Origin of the sequence: Mesorhizobium hawassense (genome assembly GCF_003289945.1) — a bacterium.
GTDB lineage: Bacteria > Pseudomonadota > Alphaproteobacteria > Rhizobiales > Rhizobiaceae > Mesorhizobium > Mesorhizobium hawassense.
On the sequence record NZ_QMBP01000034.1, the window covers coordinates 16,558 to 34,307 of the forward strand.

A 17,750-nucleotide genomic window follows, 5' to 3' on the forward strand; every position below is an offset into this window, starting at 1 on the left:
GCCAACATTAAGGATGGCTTCAGTTTGTGGGCCGAAAGTAAGCTTCAAGGCTGCTTGTGACGCAACTTTGACGCCGGCATGGAAGTTTTAGCTGAAGCACTTTCGACCGATGGATTTTGTCCAGCAGAGGCATTCGGCTCGCATTGATCAGGACGGGCTTCAATATTGGCCGTATCAGACAGGCCGTTTTCTCTTCCGCCAACTTGCCGGCGGCGATCGCCGTTTTTGTGCTCGCGATCTGCGCCCTCTTCGTCGACCAGCAAAACAGAAAAGTCTCCGACCAGCTGATGCGCGCCGACGTGCTCGCCAAGGTCAGCATCATCCGCGCCAAGCTCGAAGGAAACATAAACGGCAACCTGCAGCTGGTGCAGGGCCTGGCTTCAGCGGTGATGACCGAGCCGTATATGGGCCAACAGCGATTCGCGTCGCTTGCCGCGAACCTGTTCAAGCAGAAATCACAGCTGCGCAACATTGCCGGCGCGCCCGACCTCGTGATTTCGCTGATGTATCCTATGAAGGGAAACGAAAAGGCGCTCGGGCTCGACTACCGCAAGAATGAAGGGCAGCGCATGGCGGCGCTGCGGGCGCGCGACCAGCGCGCCCTGGTGCTGGCCGGTCCGGTGGACCTCGCACAAGGAGGTCTGGGCTTCATCGGCCGGATTCCGATTTTCGTGCCGACCGCGGGCGGTGACGATCGGTTCTGGGGCATCATCTCGGCGGTTATCGATGTCGACCGGCTCTACGCCGCAAGCGGCCTCACCGATCCGGATCTGGATATCGAGGTCGCCCTGACAGGCAAGGACGCGCTGGGCGGCGCCGGCCAGCGCTTCTTCGGCAGCGAGAACGTCGTCAACGGCAACCCGGTGACGGCCGAAGTCGCACTGCCGGTGGGTTCCTGGCAATTGTCGGCGACGCCGAAACGTGGCTGGCCGGCCACGCCGAAGAACGAGGCGGCCTTGCGCGCGACGATGGCGCTGGCCGGCGCCCTGGTGGTGCTGCCCATCCTCGTCGCCGGCTGGCTGTTCGGCGAGCGGCAGAAGAACTACGCGGAATTGCGGCGGCTGTCGCAACGGCTCGAGCTTGCGCTCGACGCCTCGGGCATCGGCGTTTGGGAGCATGACCTTGCCACCTCGCAACTCCTGTGGGACGACCGCGTCAACGAGATTTACGGCCGGGTAGCCGACGGCAAGGGACGCGGCTTCGACGACTGGGCGCTGGCCATCCATCCCGACGATCTGGAGCGCGCAAGGGACGACTTCGATGCCGCGGCCGCGACCCAGGGCCGCTATTCCTCGCAATACCGCCTTCTCCTTCCCGACGGCACCATCCGCCATGTGCGCACCCGGGCAAACTTCCTGCAGGATGTCGGCGACACGCCGAAGATGATCGGCGCCGAGTGGGACGTGACTAGCGATGTCCTGCTCAACGAGAATCTGGTGCGTGAACGGCAATTGTCGGAATCGAAGAATGCCGAACTCGAGACCGCCAAGGCGCGTATCGAACATGTGGCGCTGCACGATTCGCTGACCGGCCTGCCCAATCGCCGTTACCTCGACGAGATGCTGGCCGGTGCGCACGAGGATCGCACCGCTTTGCTGCATCTCGACCTCGACCGCTTCAAGCACATCAACGACACACTCGGCCACGCGGCGGGCGACGCGATGCTCATGCATGTCTCGAAGGTCATCAAGGCCAATGCCCGGGCGAGCGACTTCGTGGCACGCATCGGCGGAGACGAGTTCATCGTGGTGTGCCAGAGACGCACGGATGACGAGCTCGCCGCGCTCGCCGACCGCATCATCGAAAAGCTACGCCAGCCCGTCGACTATAAGGGTCACCAATGCCGGTTTGGGGTCAGCATCGGGATTGCGGCCACCAGCGGCGTCGATGCGAAGCAACTGCTGGTCAATGCCGATCTCGCGCTCTACCGGGCCAAAAGCCGCGGGCGCAACCGCTATGAGTTCTTCAACGAAGAGCTGCAGAGCGAGATCGTCAAGACCAAGCAGACCGCCGACGAGATTCTCGGCGGACTGGAGCGCAACGAGTTCATCGCCTACTACCAGCCGCAGTTCGACGCCAAGACGCTCGAGATCGTCGGTGTCGAGGCGCTGTCGCGCTGGCGCCATCCACGGCGCGGCATCCTCGCCCCCGACGCCTTCCTCAAGGTGGCCGAGGAACTGAACGTGGTCTCGCTGATCGACCGGACCATCCTCGAACAGACCCTCGAGAATTTCCGGCGCTGGTCGCTCGACGGGCTCAACATCCCGCGCGCATCGGTCAACGTCTCGGCGCGGCGGCTGGAGGACAAAGACCTGATCAACGGCCTGCGCAAGCTGGCGATCAAGGAGGGGACCGTCTCGTTCGAGCTCGTGGAGTCGATCTTCCTCGACGAGAATGACGATCTTGTCGCCTGGAACATCGAGCACATCAAGGAACTGGGAATCGACATCGAGATCGACGATTTCGGCACAGGCTACGCATCCGTCGTCAGCCTGCTCAAACTGCAGCCGCGCCGCCTCAAGATCGATCGCCAGCTCGTCACGCCGATAACCGACTCGGCGGCGCAGCGGCGGCTGGTGTCGTCGATCATCGAGATCGGCAAATCGCTCGGCATTGGCGTGGTGGCGGAAGGCGTCGAGACGATGGAGCATGCGCGCATCCTGAAGGAGCTTGGCTGCGATATTCTGCAGGGCTACGCCTTCGGGCGTCCGATGGACGCAGAATCCCTCAGGACCTTCGCGCTGTCGCGCAAATGGCTGGCCACGGGCTAGGCACCGGAAGGGCACAGTCACGTGCGCGGACGTCGATTGCGGCCAGGCCTTTTCGGGGCCGGCCTGCAGGCTGCCCTCGGACGGTTTGCATTTGCGGTGCCGGGCATAGTTGGCTATTCGGAAGGGCCAACCGGGAACGTGCTTGCAGTGGCGACTGAACGACAACATGTTCCGCGCGTATCCGTCGTGATGACGGCCTATACCGACCAGCGGTTCCTTGATGCGGCGGTCGACAGCATCCTCACCCAGGAGTTCAGCGACCTCGAGCTGATCATCGTCGATGACGCCAGCGGCTTTGGCGAGGTGTTCGAGGCGCTGGCGCGGCGCGATCCGCGCATCAGGATCCTGACCAATCTGACCAATCGCGGCACGGCGGCCGCGGCGAACCGCGGCATCGCAGCGGCGCGCGGCGACATCATCGTGCGCCTGGATTCAGACGATATCGCCGAACCCGCGCATGTGGCGCGCCTGGTGGCGGCGCTCGACGAGGACAGCGAGCTCGGCCTCGTCGGCAGCGCGGTGACGCTGATCGATGAAGCGGACCGTGTCGTCGGGGCCCAGCCCATGCCTGAAACCGACCTCGAAATCCGCTGGACGATCCTGTTTCATTGTCCGTTCTACCATTCGGCGGTCGCCTATCGCAAAAGCCTGTTCGAAGCGGCGGGCACCTATCGGGTGCATGAGCTCGTCTCCCAGGACCACTATCTGTGGTACGACATGCTGCCGCTCTGCCGGGCACGCAACCTGGCCGAGCCGCTGACGCGCTACAGGGTCAACACGCAAGGGCTGACGGTGGCCAACGCCACGAACGCGCGCCATCGCACGCATCCTATCCGCGAGGCATCCTGGGCGCGTCTTGGACTGGCCTATGACCTCTACGACGATGCCTTCGCGCGTGACCTGACCGACTTCATCCGCGGCACGGACATCTCCGTCGAGCGACGGGCAGAGGCCTACCGGAAGCTGCTCGAGGTGCTCAGGGCCTTTCTCGCACGCTCGGGACCCTTCGAGCGCGCCGACGATGCGGCGGCAGCGCGCAAACTCGAAGGCCAGATCATGGCACGGATGCTCGCCCGCCCGCCGCTCAGGCTCGAAGAGGCGTCCAAGCGGGTCGAACCGCCCGACGGAACAAGAGCGGGAACGATGGACGCCGACTTCGCAAGCTGGTTCGACGGCAAGGTCCTGTCCACCGACTGGACGTCGCGGTTCTTCCCGGTATGGGCGACGTTGCTTGCGGCGCGGCGCGAAGAGCCGCTCGACGTGCTCGAGATCGGATCGTGGGAGGGCCGCTCGGCGATCTTCTTCCTGCGCTATCTCGCCTCGTGCCGCCTGACCTGTATCGACAGTTTCGAAGGCAGCGCCGAGCATGCGCTTCGCCTCAAATGGTCAAATCAGCTGGCGCATATCGAGCAGCGCTTCGACTTCAATCTCGCCGAGTTCCAGGGTCGGTTCGAAAAGCTGAAGGCCATGTCTTCGGCGGCGCTGGCCGGTCTCATCGCCGAACGGCGCCGCTTCGACCTGATCTATATCGACGGCAGCCACCACAGCGCCGACGTGCTGGCCGACGCCGTGGCGTCCTGGCAATTGATCGACAAGGACGGCCTCATCATCTTCGACGACTATGAATGGGCCTTCTTCGCCGACGAGGCCAATCGCCCGAAGCTCGGCGTCGATACTTTCCTCGCGGGGCACAAAGGGGAATACCGCGAGCTCTATCGCGGCGAACAAGTCATCATCCAGAAGACCGTGCCGCTGGAAGCGGCAAGCCCCCGGGCGGAACGGCCCGCCACTCTTGCAAAGTCGTTACCCGACAGTCCGGCCAAAAGCGTCGAATTCGTTCTGATCGCCGAGGCCGGCGTGCTGGAGGCGCAGGCGCTTCTGCTTTGCGAGAGCATCCGCGCTTTCGCCGGCAGCTATTCGCAGTGTCCAATAATCGTCGTTTCGCCGAGAAGCGACCGGCGGCCGTCGGCATCGACGCTCAAGAAGCTGGAGCAGTTGGGCGTCGAGTATCTGCCGCTCGATATCGACAGTTGCTGTCCGCAATATGCCCCCTCCTACAAGGTTCATTCGCTCGCATATGTCGAACGCCGGCCGGGACCGCCGGTCATCGTCCAGCTCGACAGCGACGCAATCTTCATCGGCGAACCCGTTCTTCTGCTCGAAAGCTGCGAGGCGGCGGCGCGCCCGGTAGACAGCAAGGGCATGTGCACGACGGGTCCAGGCGATCCGTTCGATCCCTATTGGCGGGACTTGTGCCAGCTTGCCGGCGTCGACTACGAGCATCTGCCGGTCGTATGGACGAGCGACGGCGCCGCTGTCGTGCGGGCAAGCTACAATGGCGGGCTTATCGCCGCCCGCAGAAGCTGCGGCCTGTTCCAGCGCACGGAAGACATCTTCAGGCAGCTGGTGGCGGCGGAGCTGAAGCCCTGGCGCACCGACCAGCCGACCTACAGGACCGGCACGGGCCTCCAGAGCGGCGAGGCAACCGCCTTTTGGGGAACCAGCCAGGCGGCTTTCTCGCTGGCGGCCGTGGCCGGCAATCATGCTGTGCGGCACTTGCCGGCGACGCATAATTTTCCGCTGCACAATCTGGCGGGCACGAAGGCTCCGGACCCCGCGAAGCTGGTCCACATCCACTATCACGGGCTGTTTTCGGCCGGCTCCGACGAAGCGAACCCGATATTCGACGGCAGGCTCGACCTGCCGGCCGGTATCGCCGAATGGCTCCAGGCGCGTTTGCCGCTGCGGGAAGAGCCGCAGCCTGCCGACGAGAAAGCCGGCTCCGCGCATTCGAAGCGAAAAACGATCCTTATCCTGGGCATGCATCGCAGCGGCACTTCCATCCTGGGCGGCATGGTCAATGCGCTGGGCGCCGCCGGACCGCACAGCCTCATGGCCGCGGACAGCCACAACCCGACAGGGTATTGGGAGAGCCTGCGCCTCAACGCGGCGACCAACGACCTGCTCGCGGCGGCGGGTTCCGGCTGGCACGACTGGCTGCCGCTCGATCCGGACTGGATGGCTTCCGGGGCGGCGCGAGGGCATCGTCACAAGATCAAGGGGATCCTGGCAAGCGAGTTCGGCGATGAGGCGCTGTTCTTCATCAAGGAGCCGCGGATTTGCCGTTTCCTGCCATGGATGTCATCGATCCTCGCCGAAATGCGGATCGACACGGTCGCGCTGCTTCCCATCCGCAATCCCCTCGAAGTGGCCCATTCGATAGAGCGGCGCGACGGTTTTCCGGTGGCCGGCTCGCTGCTGGTGTGGCTGAGGCACGTTCTCGATGCCGAGTTGCACTCCCGGCACATGCCGCGCTGTTTTATGCTCCACGAGGATCTTCTTGCCGACTGGCAAGGCCAGCTGACGAGAGCCGGGCGGGCAATCGATCTTGCCTGGCCGATCCGGCCAGGGCAGGCCCGGAGCGAAGTGGAAAGCTTCCTGTCGCAGGAGCTGCATCATGAACGATGCACGATCGATGATTTGCGCAACCACCCCGATGCTCCGCCGGTCGTTGTCGATGCCTATGCGATATTGCGTGCGATGGCGAGCGATGGCGACAGCCAGGGCCTTCGCGATCAACTCGACGAGATTCGCGTTCGGTTGGACGGCGCCGCAGCCCTGGTGGGGCGGGCGTTTGCCGCCGAACGGTCCGTCGCAAGGCGGTCGGCCGACGATCTCCAAGGCCGGCTGACCGAGTTCCATACGCAGGCCGAGCAGTTGCACGCGCTCGTTGCCGAATTGCACCGGGACCGCGACGCGGCGCTTGGCGATCGGGACCGGCTGCGTCGCGAGAATCAAGATTTGTCAGGCGAGCGAGAGGCGCTGCTGCGCGAAAGGGATGCATTGCACCGCGAGAGGGAGGCTTTGTACCGGGAACGAGAAGGCCTGGTAAAAGCGCGCGAAGCGATGCTCGCCTCGCATAGCTGGCGTTTGACCGCACCGCTGCGCTGGCTGCGCAACCCGTTCGCCAAACGCGGGGCGCGATAAGGAGGCACTATCAACAGAGTACCTCTGATTTTCACTGCTAAAACAGGTCAAGCAACATCTGGTTGTTAATAGTTTGATCTCTCATACGATTTCTCTCTTCCTAACTTGCCGTTTACTGGCTAAAGAAGCAAAGGGGTAATCTGCTAGCCCGGCAGTGGGGAAAGTAATATGAGTATAATCGGTGAGATGGCCCTTGGGGTTGCCTCAAACCTTGTTTTCGACGCGATTCGTCGGCCGTTCCACGCATTGACCGCAGAATTGAAACGGAAAGACCGCGTCAACAAAGCGCTATCAGACCGTCAGTCTACGCAACCGACAGGGAAGCGCCAGTCCGATAGCGCGCTGCAGGATCTTACCCGCATCATTGGTAACTCACACGGCAAGCTTGACGGAAATGTCTCTGACTTCCTCAGGGAGCTCAAGAAAACTGTCATACCAGAGGCTCTGGCCAACTGCGCGCTAAGCGGATCGAGCCCCGAACACCTCTTCTCTCCCTTCGATGAATTTTACACCCGGTTCGTGGATTTACACTTCACCTCGAGGCAACTATTCGACGGCCTCTTTGCCGCGTGCCTTGAGCGCGTGAACGATGTTGAAGATGACGCGCTCTTGGAAATAATTCGAGCGCAGCATCACGACCTTTTGGAGAAGGTTGGCCAAGTCTGCTCATCTTTACAAAAGCAGGGTAAAGCTGGCCCACTTTCCTACCTCGAGCTTCGAGATGCAAGGGTTAGAGTTGCCCGCTCCATTGATACCGCAAACCGATACACGGCAGTTGAAACCCTGCAGGGCACAAAAAAGCTACGACTAAAAAATCTGGCGATCCACGGAAGATTAACGCCGCTGTCTCCGGTTGAAATTGCTTCTGCGAAGATTGGGTTTTCCGATCAAAGTATCGGATACATTTCGTTCAGGAGGCAATTCGACCGTGCAGTGATATTGGGAGATCCCGGCGGCGGAAAATCCACACTTACACAGATGCTTTGTAATGACCTATCGAGCCTAATAATCCTTGAGGACTCAAGTCCCTCTCGACAAGAATATGACTCACAAGAATTAAAGCTACCGCTAAGAATAGTATTGAGAAGCTTTGAGGCTCGACGCAGGCAAGGTCCTTCATACACATTCTTTGACTACCTTCGCGACGAAATTACGTTAGCACTTGATAATGATGAAGACCTTTCTGGTCGATTTCTCCAAGTAACTCTCTCAATGGGGGGAGCAATTCTTATTTTTGATGGCCTGGATGAGGTGCTAGAAGTAGGAGAGCGTCGAAATATTGTTGGCCTAATTGAGCAGTTTGCTGAAATTTGCGCAGGCTGCCCGGTTCTCGTGACATCGCGATTGGTGGGTTATCGAGATGCCCCTCTGTGTGATGATTTCGAGGCTTTCGGCTTGGCTCGGTTTTCTCCCGAGGAAATAAGCAAGTATTGCGCAAAATCAATTCGAGCCGTGAGCGGCGAGGGTCTAAAAGTTGCGGTAGAGAAATCGAAGGAATTTATTAGACAAACATCCAAGATTGGAGGTGACCTAAGAGAAAACCCCCTTATGTTAGGGCTAATGGTTCAAATATTTGTTTACCGTGGCGATGTACCAAGTAACCGCCCGGAAGTGTATAAAGAATGCGCAACATTAATGTTCGAAAAATGGGACGGACGACGCGACATTGTAGCCCAGAATGTTCCACGAGACGACATGGAATTGCTAGATGTGTTTGGATACGTCGCTTCTCGGACCTTTGGAGACGCGGCCAACGAAGAAGGCGTTTCTAAACAGTGGCTTACTCAAGAGTTGAGAACTCATTTTGAAGATTGGTACGTCGATCGCGCCAGCGCGCATCGGGCCGCTAAGTCGTTAGTAGATTTTCTGACGGGCCGCGCATGGGTGATGAGTGAAGTTGGGAGCGGGGTGTTCAAATTCACACACAGAACGTTTCTTGAATATTTTTTTGCTAGAAATTTGATTTCTCTGAGCTCAAGCATATCTGAACTTGTTCTTGAGCGCCTTATCCCTCATATTCTTAAGAACGAGTGGGTCGTCATATCTCATCTTGCTCTGCATATGGCGGTTTTTCGTGACAGCGGAAAGGCGAGGCAGGCCGGCGACGCTATCCTGCAACTACTCGCGGACGGCTCGCTTTTCCCGGCGACTCAAGAGCTTTCTTTACTTGAGTTTGTGGCTGGAGCGCTGGATTATCTTACAATTCCTGAGGCAATGTATTTGGCAATTGTCGAGCGCCTCGTATCACGGGCGGTCAGGCTCGGAAGCCACGAGAACCCTGGTGCTATTTCTGTTATTTGGACCATATTCCAAACATCTAAGACCAGAGTTTCGTTGACGACGAAGGCTGCCGAGAGTGTTTTTTCGAGATACTTGCACGGAGCTTCTTCTCCAGAGATGCTTTTTTGTATGTATGTTCTTGGCTACAAGTCTCGTATTTTGTTTCGTATCGCGCCAGCTCATGATCGAGACAGTCATTCCGGTATCCTATGGCGAGCACTCGAACAAATTCGTAATGGCCACAAAGCTTTTTTCCGCAACCTAGCGGAGCATGATCTATTGGTTGCAAAAGCCTATGCGTTTTTATACGGTGAGCGAAGGTTGCTTTTTTATACAAAATTTGGTTCCGCTTTTATTGAGACGTCTCTCTCTCCTCTTATCCCCAGCTCGGTCGACCAACCACTTAGTTCGGCTGTTTGGCAGGTCGGATATGTTTTGTCTGCGGAACTGACTCCGCACTCAGTTGACGACGCGGATCTTGCCGACTGCGAGCAGCTTGTTGGGGTGGTGGCGTCGGACATCATGGCAGGGAAGATAGAGAGGCTGACAGCACCGATTACGTCGGCTTCATGGGCTGACGAGATCGATCAGGATCTCGAAATGACCGTTCGGTATTTATATGCTAGCCAGTCGCGTCGTGCTTTGAAGGTTCGACAGCGAAAAGCTCAGGTTTTGCTCTGCGTTTTACTTCTGGCCGATAGCTTGTCGCGCGAAAGAGATACGGAGCCTCATCAATCGCGAAGAAAAGGTATTTTATCTGTCCCACTGAACGTTTTGAAAACGCTGGTTAGACAGACAGGCGACACTCACTACAAGAACGCACTCGATACTTGGTTGCGCCGCATAGAATCGCCTGAGTCTCGTAGAACGCGGCGTTCTCGCTCGTCCAACGATACCTCCACCTAGTCGAGCGGCTCCCGTGTTCTCGTCGCCGTAATTTACATGTCGGCCAACTGCCCAGATGCGCGGGCCTGTTTATTGGCCGCGATTGGGCCGGGTGTAGTTTTTGACGCGGGCGTTCAGTCGCCAAGACTCCTTGTGCGCGGTTGCGTGTTGACACCAAACCGTCACACCAAGCCGTGGCCTCCATGATAAGGTTACCTTGGCCGCCCCCCGCGAGCCTTTGCATATCCGAGACCGGCGAAGCCGTCATGAACATTGCTGCCCCGTCCGAAGGCACCGATCTCTCGCCCTATCTGCCGGACGAGCACGGGCTGTTCTTCATCTACCATTTCAAGGCCGATGGTACGCGCACCAAGGACCCCGCCGAGGCGCATTGGAGCTGGCGCAGCTACCAGATCACCGACATGCGGGCGCGCCAGGAGATCGGTGCCGAACAGGCCCTGCCGGCGCCGGTGCGCGATGCCTTCCTGTCGCCCAGCCATGGCTGCCAGATCGATTTCGAGGACGACTTCCTCTATGGCGACCTGCCCGATCTGCGGCACGACTTCGCCGAAGCGCGAGGGCTCACCCATTTCCGCTTTGCCTTCAACGACAGGATGCTGATCGGCGCCCGCAAGCAACCGCTGGAATCGGTCGACAAGATCCGCAAGCTGGTGGAAAGCGGCACGCGCAAATTCCGCGCGCCGTCCGAGCTGATCGAGGCGGTGATGGGCCAGTCGCTCGACGGCATGGCGGTCGAGCTCGACAAGATGGGCGACACGCTCGACGGCATCGAGGACCGCATCGTGTGCGATGCATGGCACAATGAGCGCCAGGCGCTGGTCGACGCGCGCCGGCAGCTGGTGCTGATCCACCGGCAGATGGCGACGCTCACCAACCTTTTCCGCCATCTCGACCATTCGCATCGCAATGAACTGCCGGAGCCTATCAACGACATGGCCACACGGCTGTCGCACCGGGCGCACACACTGCATCACGATGGCGAGCAGTTGCAGGCGCGCACGCGGCTGTTGCAGGACGAGCTGATGGCCAAGCTGACCGAGCAATCGAACCAGTTGCTCTACATCCTCTCCGTGATGACGGCGGTGCTGTTGCCGATGACCATCATCTCCGGCCTGTTCGGCATGAATGTCGGCGGATTGCCGCTGGTCGACACGCCGCACGGCTTCTGGGTGGTGACGGCCATCTCGGTGATCATCGCCGGCATCGTCTACAAGGTCGTGCGACGGCTGGGCCGGGTTTAGAGCGTTTCACCGAAACGGCGAAACGCTCTATCTCTTTGTTTTTAGGCAATTCCGAACGGAAAACCGCTCACACTTTCCTGGAATTGCTCGGGCCTTCAAGCAGTTGCCCGCAGATCCTCGACGATCGTCCCGGCGGCTTGCACTTCCGCTTCGTGGCCAGGCTCGCGCCATGTCTCGGCAAGTCCGGCCGCGTACCATTCGCGCATGGCCGGCAGGTCGAGCAGCCGCCGCGGGTAAGCGGCGGCCGCGCCTTCGAAGGTCAGTCCATAGGACTGCGCCCTGAACGCGATGGGAGCGAAGAAGGCGTCGACCGCACTGAAGCGGTCGCCGGCCAGGAACGGCCCGCCGAAACGCGCAAGGCCATCGTTCCAAAGATCTACCATGCGGAAGATGTCGTGCTTCAGCGCACCGGACATCGGCAACGGCTCGACCCGCACGCCGCAGCTCATCGGGCAGTCGTTGCGCATGGCGGTGAAGCTCGAATGCATCTCGGCCGCGGCCGAGCGCGCCCAGGCGCGTGCTTTCGCGTCGGCCGGCCAGACGCCCGGATGGCGTTCGGCCAGGTATTCGACGATGGAGAGGGAATCCCAGACCGCCCAGCCATCATCGACCAGGCAGGGCACGCGTCCATTCGGCGAGACCTTTCGGTAGAGGTCGAAACTCGGTCCGGCCGGGAACGGCGTCAACCGCTCCTCGAAGGGAATGTCGAGGACGCGCATGAGCAACCATGGCCGCAGCGACCAGGACGAATAATTCTTGTTGCCGATATGCAGAACATACATCAGCCGCCCCTCCCCGAAATTCTTCTACCTTGACGCGGGAGCCGACGGGCGAACCTCGCGGCCCCTGAACATCGACCAGCTGTACATCGCCAGCGCCGTCCAGATCAGCGCGAAGGCGATGGCCTGGGTGGTGCCGAACGGCTCGCCGAAGATCAGCACGGCGATCAGGAACACCATGGTCGGCGCGATATATTGCATGATGCCGATGGTGGATAGGCGCAGCAGCCTGGCGCCGAAGGCAAAGAGCAGCAGCGGCACCGCGGTGATCGGGCCGCATCCGATCAGCAAGGCGGTGTCGGACCCGGTGCTGGAAATGAAATGGTCCTGTCCGGTGGCGATCAGATAGGCTATGTAGCAGAGCGCCGGCACCGACAGCAAAAGCACTTCGAGCAGGAACCCCTGGCTCGGGCCGATCGGCAGCGTCTTGCGGAAGAAGCCGTAGGCGGCGAAGGAGAAGGCGAGCGCCAGCGAGACCCAGGGCAATTTGCCTGCCTCGACAGTGAGCACCGTCACCGCGATCGCGGCGAGCGCCACCGCGGCAATCTGCAGCCGGTCGAGCCGCTCGCCGAGCAGCACGGCGCCGACGACGACGCTGACCAGCGGGTTGATGTAATAGCCGAGCGCGGTCTCGACGGTGCGGTCGACCGCGATCGCCCAGACATAGATGCCCCAATTGACCGAGATCAGCGTCGCCGTCAGCGCCGCCATGGCAAGGCTCTTCGGCGAGCGGATCGCCGCCTTGAAGTCGGCGGTGCGGCCGGCCCAGATCAGCACGGCCGCCGCGATCGGCACCGACCAGACGACGCGGTTGGCGATCACCTCGGCAAGCGGCAGATGCGCCACCGCCTTCATGTAGAAAGGCAGCAGTCCCCAGAGGAAATAGGCGCCAAGCGCCAAAAGGAAGCCGCGGCGGCCCTTGGCGTCCTGATCGAGATCGGCTGTTGCGGTGACCATGGCCCAACGCTATGGCCCAGCGGACCGTCCAAGACCATCACAAAATTATGATGGATCAATGGACTTTTCGTGATGGTTCAAGCGGTTGCTTCGCTCTAGGCGCCTCGACGGTGTCTGCTCAGTGCTGGGCAGGTTTTTCGACAAGCTCGAAGAAGACCCTGTCGGGTGCTCCCTCATCATGCCTGAAGCCCGTCAGCTCCGCCGCCAGATCGAGAGGAATATCGAAGGCATAATCGACATCACTTTCCTTGTCCTGCTTTGAAAACGCCTGCTGCCTCAAAGATTGAAAGGAGGCTGGAAGATCGCCCGTGGTGTGGAGATCCCTGACGTCCTTGTCGCCGGCGTGCCAGACCCTCCAGATATTCTTTCCAGCACTCCAAAGCTCGGCGCGAGCAAACATCGTGTGTTCCTCTATGTGCACGACGACCATTTCCCTGCCTTGCGAAAACGCGGACAAGTAACTGTCTGGAGGATTGGGAAAGCTGCAGTAGCCGAGGATGATGATCGCCCAGTTCTTGTCGCTGCGATAAGCGTTTACCGGCGCATCGAAATCTTCCGACGAACCGCCGACCTCCCTGCCGAACAAGGCCGCGGCTTCCTTGATCCCGTAACCCCGGAGACCGAACCAGCTTATCGAAAAGCCCACACGTCTACTCCGCCGCCACCAGCCCCGCCATCTCGCGGTTCTTCATCAGTTTGTAGATGATCGAATCCATCAGCGCCTGGAAAGAGGCGTCGATGATGTTTTCCGACACGCCGACCGTCCACCAGCGGGCGCCGGAGGAATCATGCGATTCGACCAGGACGCGGGTGATGGCCTCGGTGCCGCCATTGAGGATACGCACCTTGAAGTCGGCAAGCTCGAGGTCGACGATCTCGCTCTGATATTTGCCGAGGTCCTTGCGCAGCGCGATGTCGAGCGCGTTGACCGGGCCGTGGCCTTCCGCCACCGACATCTTCTCCTCGCCGTCGACCTCGACCTTCACGATCGCCTCCGAGACCGTCTTCAGATTGCCGTTGGCGTCGAAGCGGCGCTCGACCATGCAGCGGAACGAGGTGACGTTGAAGAACTCCGGCAGGCCATGCAGCATTTTACGCGCGAGCAGCTCGAAGGAGGCGTCGGCGCCTTCATAGGCATAGCCTTCCGCCTCGCGTTCCTTGACGACGGCGATCAGTGCATCGAGCCGGTGATCTTCCTTCGGCACGTCGATGCCGCGCCGCTTCAGTTCGGCGAGGAAATTTGCCTTGCCGCCCTGGTCGGAGACCATGACGCGGCGGCGGTTGCCGACCGCTTCCGGGGGAACGTGCTCATAGGTCGCCGGCTCCTTGGCCAAGGCGGAGGCATGGATGCCGGCCTTGGTGGCGAAGGCCGAGGAGCCGACATAGGGCGCCTGCGCTTCCGGCGCGCGGTTGAGCAACTCGTCGAAGGCACGCGAGAGCCGCGAGATGCCGGTCAGCGCCTCGGCCGAAATGCCGGTTTCGAAGCGATCGGCGAAGGCGGGCTTCAGCGACAGTGTCGGGATGATGGAGATCAGATTGGCGTTGCCGCAACGCTCGCCGATGCCGTTCAACGTGCCCTGAATCTGGCGCACGCCGGCCTCGACGGCGGCAAGCGAGTTCGCCACCGCCTGGCCAGTGTCGTCATGCGCATGGATGCCGAGATGATCTCCCGGGATGCCGCCTGCGATCACCCTCTCGACGATGGCCCGAACCTCGGAGGGCTGCGTGCCGCCATTGGTGTCGCACAGCACCACCCAGCGCGCGCCGGCATCGTAGGCGGTTCTCGCGCAGGCCAGCGCGTAATCCGGATTGGCCTTGAAGCCGTCGAAGAAATGCTCGCAGTCGACCATCGCCTCCTTGGCCGAAGCGACGGCCGTCTCGACCGAGGTCCTGATCGATTCCAGGTTCTCCTCATTGGTGCAGCCGAGCGCCACGCGCACATGATAGTCCCAGCTCTTGGCGACGAAGCAGATGGCGTCCGACTTCGACTGGACGAGCGCCGCCAGCCCCGGATCGTTGGAAGCCGAGACCCCTGCCCGCTTGGTCATGCCGAAGGCGACGAATTTCGCGCTCTCCGTCCGCTTCTTCTGGAAGAAGGCGGTGTCGGTCGGGTTCGCGCCCGGATAGCCGCCCTCGACATAGTCGATGCCGAATTCGTCGAGCAGTTTTGCGATCGCGATCTTGTCCTCGACGGAAAAGTCGATGCCCGGCGTCTGCTGGCCGTCGCGCAGGGTTGTGTCGAAGAGATAGAGGCGTTGCTTTGTCATGGCTGTAGCTCGAAAGGCCGCGATCGCCGTGGAGCGCGGACGTGTATCATCATTTGCCCGCGAACTTATCCGTCGCCCGGATCAAACGATCCAGAATCCCGGGCTCGGAATAAGCATGCCCTGCCCCCTCGATGAGGTGGAAATCCGCCTTCGGCCAGGCCTTGTGCAGCGCCCAGGCATATTTCGCCGGGCACGGCATGTCGTAGCGGCCATGGACGATGGTGCCGGGGATATCCTTCAGCTTCCACGCGTCGCGCAGCAGCTGTCCTTCCTCCAGCCAGCCGGCATGGACGAAATAGTGGTTCTCGATGCGGGCGAAGGCGACGGCATAGTCGTCCTGGCCGAACGGGGTGCTGGTTTCCGGCTCGGGCAGCAGCGTGATCGTCTCGCCTTCCCAGAGGCTCCAGGCAAGGGCTGCCTCCACCTGCGCCTTGCGGTCGGAGCCGACCAGCCGCTTGCGGTAGGCGGCCATCATGTCGCCGCGCTCGGCCTCGGGGATCGGGGCGAGAAAACGCTCCCACTTGTCCGGGAACATTTCCGAGACGCCGAACTGATAATACCATTCGAGCTCGGCGCGGGTCAGCGTGTAAATGCCGCGCACGACCAGCTCGCTGACGCGCTCGGGATGCGTCTCGGCATAGGCGAGCGCCAGCGTCGAACCCCAGGAGCCGCCAAAGACGAGCCATTTGTCGAAACCCGCAATCTCGCGCAGCCGCTCGATGTCGGCGACGAGGTGCCAGGTGGTGTTGGCCTCGAGCGAGGCGTTCGGCGTCGATTTGCCGCAACCGCGCTGATCGAACAGGATGACGTCGTAGAGTTTGGGGTCGAACAGGCGCCGGTGTTTTGGCGAGATGGTGCCGCCGGGACCGCCATGCAGGAAGACGGCGGGCTTTGCGCCCCTGGTGCCGGAGCGCTCCCAATAGATGGTGTGGCCATCGCCGACATCGAGCATACCGGACGCGAACGGCTCGATCTCCGGATAGAGGCTGCGCAAGGTGCTGCCGTGGATCGTCATAGTTTCAAGCCCTGCTGCGGCCAGTTGGCCGTCTCGTGGTCGGGATGCTGGAAGGAGATGATCTGCTCCTGCCGTCGATAGTAATCGGCGTCGTCATGGACCGGCGCCTCGAAGATCTTCTCCACCCAAGGGAGGCGAACCGCGTAGTTGACCTGGATCTGCGGCGCGAGGTCGGAGCGGTCGTCGAAGGCGCCGATGGCGATCTCCAGCGCGCCGGGCTGGCGATAGGTCAGCGGCGTGCCGCAGCGGGCGCAGAAGCCGCGGTCGATGTTGACCGAGGACTGGAAATAGCTCGGCTCCTCATGGGTCCATTCGACGCCGTCCTTCGGCACCGTCACCAGCGCGCCGAAGAAATTGCCGAACTGCTTCTGGCACATGCGGCAATGGCAGATGGACGGGCGCCCGAGCTTGCCCTTGATGCGGAAGCGCACGGCGCCGCACTGGCAGCCGCCGGTTCGAACTTGATCGGTCATGGTCTTTCCTCCGGCGGCCATTGGTCGGTGTCGTGATCGGGATGCTGATAGGAGACGAGCTCGGCGAGATAAGGCGCCGAGGCGATATCGGCCATCGTATCCTCGGACGGCAGCCTGGGGATGCCGTCGACATAGGGAAGCTTTGCCTCGACGCCCCACTGGATGGTCGGCGCGATGCCTGTCGGATCGTCGAAGGCGGCGATCGCCAGCGCCATGCCGTCCGACGCCTCGAACGTCAGCGGCGTGCCGCATTCGGCGCAGAAGCCGCGCCAGGCGGCATTGGAGGAGCGGAAGCGTTTCGGCTCGCCGCGCGTCCAGTCGAGCGTGGCGCCGCGCACCGAAACCAGCGGCAGATAGAAGTTGCCGCTCGCCTTCTGGCACATGCGGCAATGGCAGACGGATGCGTCGCCCAACGCGCCCTCGACGCGGAAGCGCACGGCGCCGCACTGGCAGCCGCCTGTGTAGACCGGCCGGTTGTCGAGGCTCATCGCTCGCTCCCGGTAATAGACAGATTCATGGGCTCACGCCGGGTCATGACAGACCGCCTCGACATTGTTGCCGTCGGGATCGAAGACGAAGGCGCCGTAGTAGTTCGGGTGGTAGTGCGGCCGCAGGCCCGGCCCGCCATTGTCCTTGCCGCCGGCGGCGAGCGCCGCGGCATGGAAAGCATCGACCTCGGCGCGGCTGCGCGCGGTGAAGGCGATATGCTGGTGATCCCTCGGCTTCTCCCTGCCCGCGCTCACCCAGAACACCGGCCGGTCGCGGCCATAACCGCCAACCTTAGCGCCGCCCGTATATTCCTCCGGAACCATGTAGAGCAGCGAAGCCCCCAGCGGCGCCATCGCCTGGTCGTAGAAGGCTTTTGAGGCGTCGAAATCGGAAACGCTGATGCCGAGATGGTCGATCATGGGACGAGTTCCTCCATTGGTGGCGCGGCTTCGGCTAAGCCGGCCACGATGACGATGTGCTGGCAGACATTGTCGATATCGCGGATCAAGTCGTCGTTCCAGAAGTGCTGCAGACGGCTCCTGACAGTCGAGGTCAGCGCCCTACGGCGCCCCCCTCTGTCCTGCC

At 61.3% G+C, this 17,750-nt stretch carries 13 protein-coding genes and 1 pseudogene; 4 read left to right on the plus strand and 10 right to left on the minus strand.

The genetic code is table 11. From position 1 onward, the window contains the following. Nucleotides 1-44 precede the first annotated feature (44 nt). Nucleotides 45-263, minus strand: a complete 219-nt coding sequence (locus DPM33_RS36530) for a hypothetical protein (protein WP_167449310.1) — start codon at nt 261-263, stop codon at nt 45-47. Nucleotides 264-287: 24 nt separating this feature from the next. Here DPM33_RS36530 and DPM33_RS34435 point away from each other — a divergent pair, with 24 nt between their 5' ends. The 4 genes from DPM33_RS34435 (at nt 288) to DPM33_RS34450 (ending at nt 11,185) form a co-directional block, all read left to right on the plus strand. Beyond that, a complete protein-coding gene (locus DPM33_RS34435) occupies nt 288-2,771 on the plus strand; it encodes a bifunctional diguanylate cyclase/phosphodiesterase (protein WP_245442656.1) in 2,484 nt (827 codons plus the stop codon). Between the two features lie 147 nt (nt 2,772-2,918). Next, the gene (locus tag DPM33_RS34440) at nt 2,919-6,758 is read left to right on the plus strand and encodes a glycosyltransferase (RefSeq protein ID WP_146770379.1); all 3,840 of its coding nucleotides are present in this window, start codon (nt 2,919-2,921) and stop codon (nt 6,756-6,758) included. Between the two features lie 168 nt (nt 6,759-6,926). Beyond that, nucleotides 6,927-9,944: an NACHT domain-containing protein gene (locus DPM33_RS36030; RefSeq protein ID WP_146770380.1), complete on the plus strand. Its 3,018-nt coding sequence runs from the start codon at nt 6,927-6,929 to the stop codon at nt 9,942-9,944. Nucleotides 9,945-10,189: 245 nt separating this feature from the next. After that, nucleotides 10,190-11,185 (plus strand): transporter, encoded by a 996-nt coding sequence (locus DPM33_RS34450; RefSeq protein WP_112101903.1) that lies wholly within the window; start codon nt 10,190-10,192, stop codon nt 11,183-11,185. 95 nt (nt 11,186-11,280) lie between these two features. Here DPM33_RS34450 and DPM33_RS34455 read toward each other — a convergent pair whose 3' ends face one another. The 9 genes and pseudogenes from DPM33_RS34455 to DPM33_RS37275 all read right to left on the minus strand — a co-directional run. Further along, nucleotides 11,281-11,967: a glutathione S-transferase family protein gene (locus tag DPM33_RS34455; protein WP_112101905.1), complete on the minus strand. Its 687-nt coding sequence runs from the start codon at nt 11,965-11,967 to the stop codon at nt 11,281-11,283. Nucleotides 11,968-11,991: 24 nt separating this feature from the next. Then, complete coding sequence (rarD, locus tag DPM33_RS34460) at nt 11,992-12,921, minus strand: EamA family transporter RarD (RefSeq protein WP_112101907.1); 930 nt, start codon at nt 12,919-12,921, stop codon at nt 11,992-11,994. 118 nt (nt 12,922-13,039) lie between these two features. Continuing rightward, nucleotides 13,040-13,567 (minus strand): hypothetical protein, encoded by a 528-nt coding sequence (locus tag DPM33_RS34465; RefSeq protein WP_112101909.1) that lies wholly within the window; start codon nt 13,565-13,567, stop codon nt 13,040-13,042. Nucleotides 13,568-13,571: 4 nt separating this feature from the next. Next, nucleotides 13,572-15,188: a citramalate synthase gene (gene cimA, locus DPM33_RS34470; protein WP_112101911.1), complete on the minus strand. Its 1,617-nt coding sequence runs from the start codon at nt 15,186-15,188 to the stop codon at nt 13,572-13,574. Nucleotides 15,189-15,237: 49 nt separating this feature from the next. Beyond that, complete coding sequence (gene pip / locus DPM33_RS34475) at nt 15,238-16,203, minus strand: prolyl aminopeptidase (protein WP_112101913.1); 966 nt, start codon at nt 16,201-16,203, stop codon at nt 15,238-15,240. After that, entirely contained in the window at nt 16,200-16,676 is a 477-nt protein-coding gene (locus DPM33_RS34480; protein ID WP_112101915.1) for a GFA family protein, read from the minus strand. The genes pip and DPM33_RS34480 overlap by 4 nt, the downstream gene beginning before the upstream one ends. Continuing rightward, the gene (locus tag DPM33_RS34485; protein WP_112101916.1) at nt 16,673-17,164 is read right to left on the minus strand and encodes a GFA family protein; all 492 of its coding nucleotides are present in this window, start codon (nt 17,162-17,164) and stop codon (nt 16,673-16,675) included. The genes DPM33_RS34480 and DPM33_RS34485 overlap by 4 nt, the downstream gene beginning before the upstream one ends. 33 nt (nt 17,165-17,197) lie before the next feature. Beyond that, entirely contained in the window at nt 17,198-17,584 is a 387-nt protein-coding gene (locus DPM33_RS34490) for a VOC family protein (RefSeq protein WP_112101918.1), read from the minus strand. Continuing rightward, nucleotides 17,581-17,750 (minus strand): annotated as a pseudogene (locus DPM33_RS37275) (endonuclease domain-containing protein); the annotation flags it as partial. The pseudogene DPM33_RS37275 and the gene DPM33_RS34490, both read right to left, overlap by 4 nt.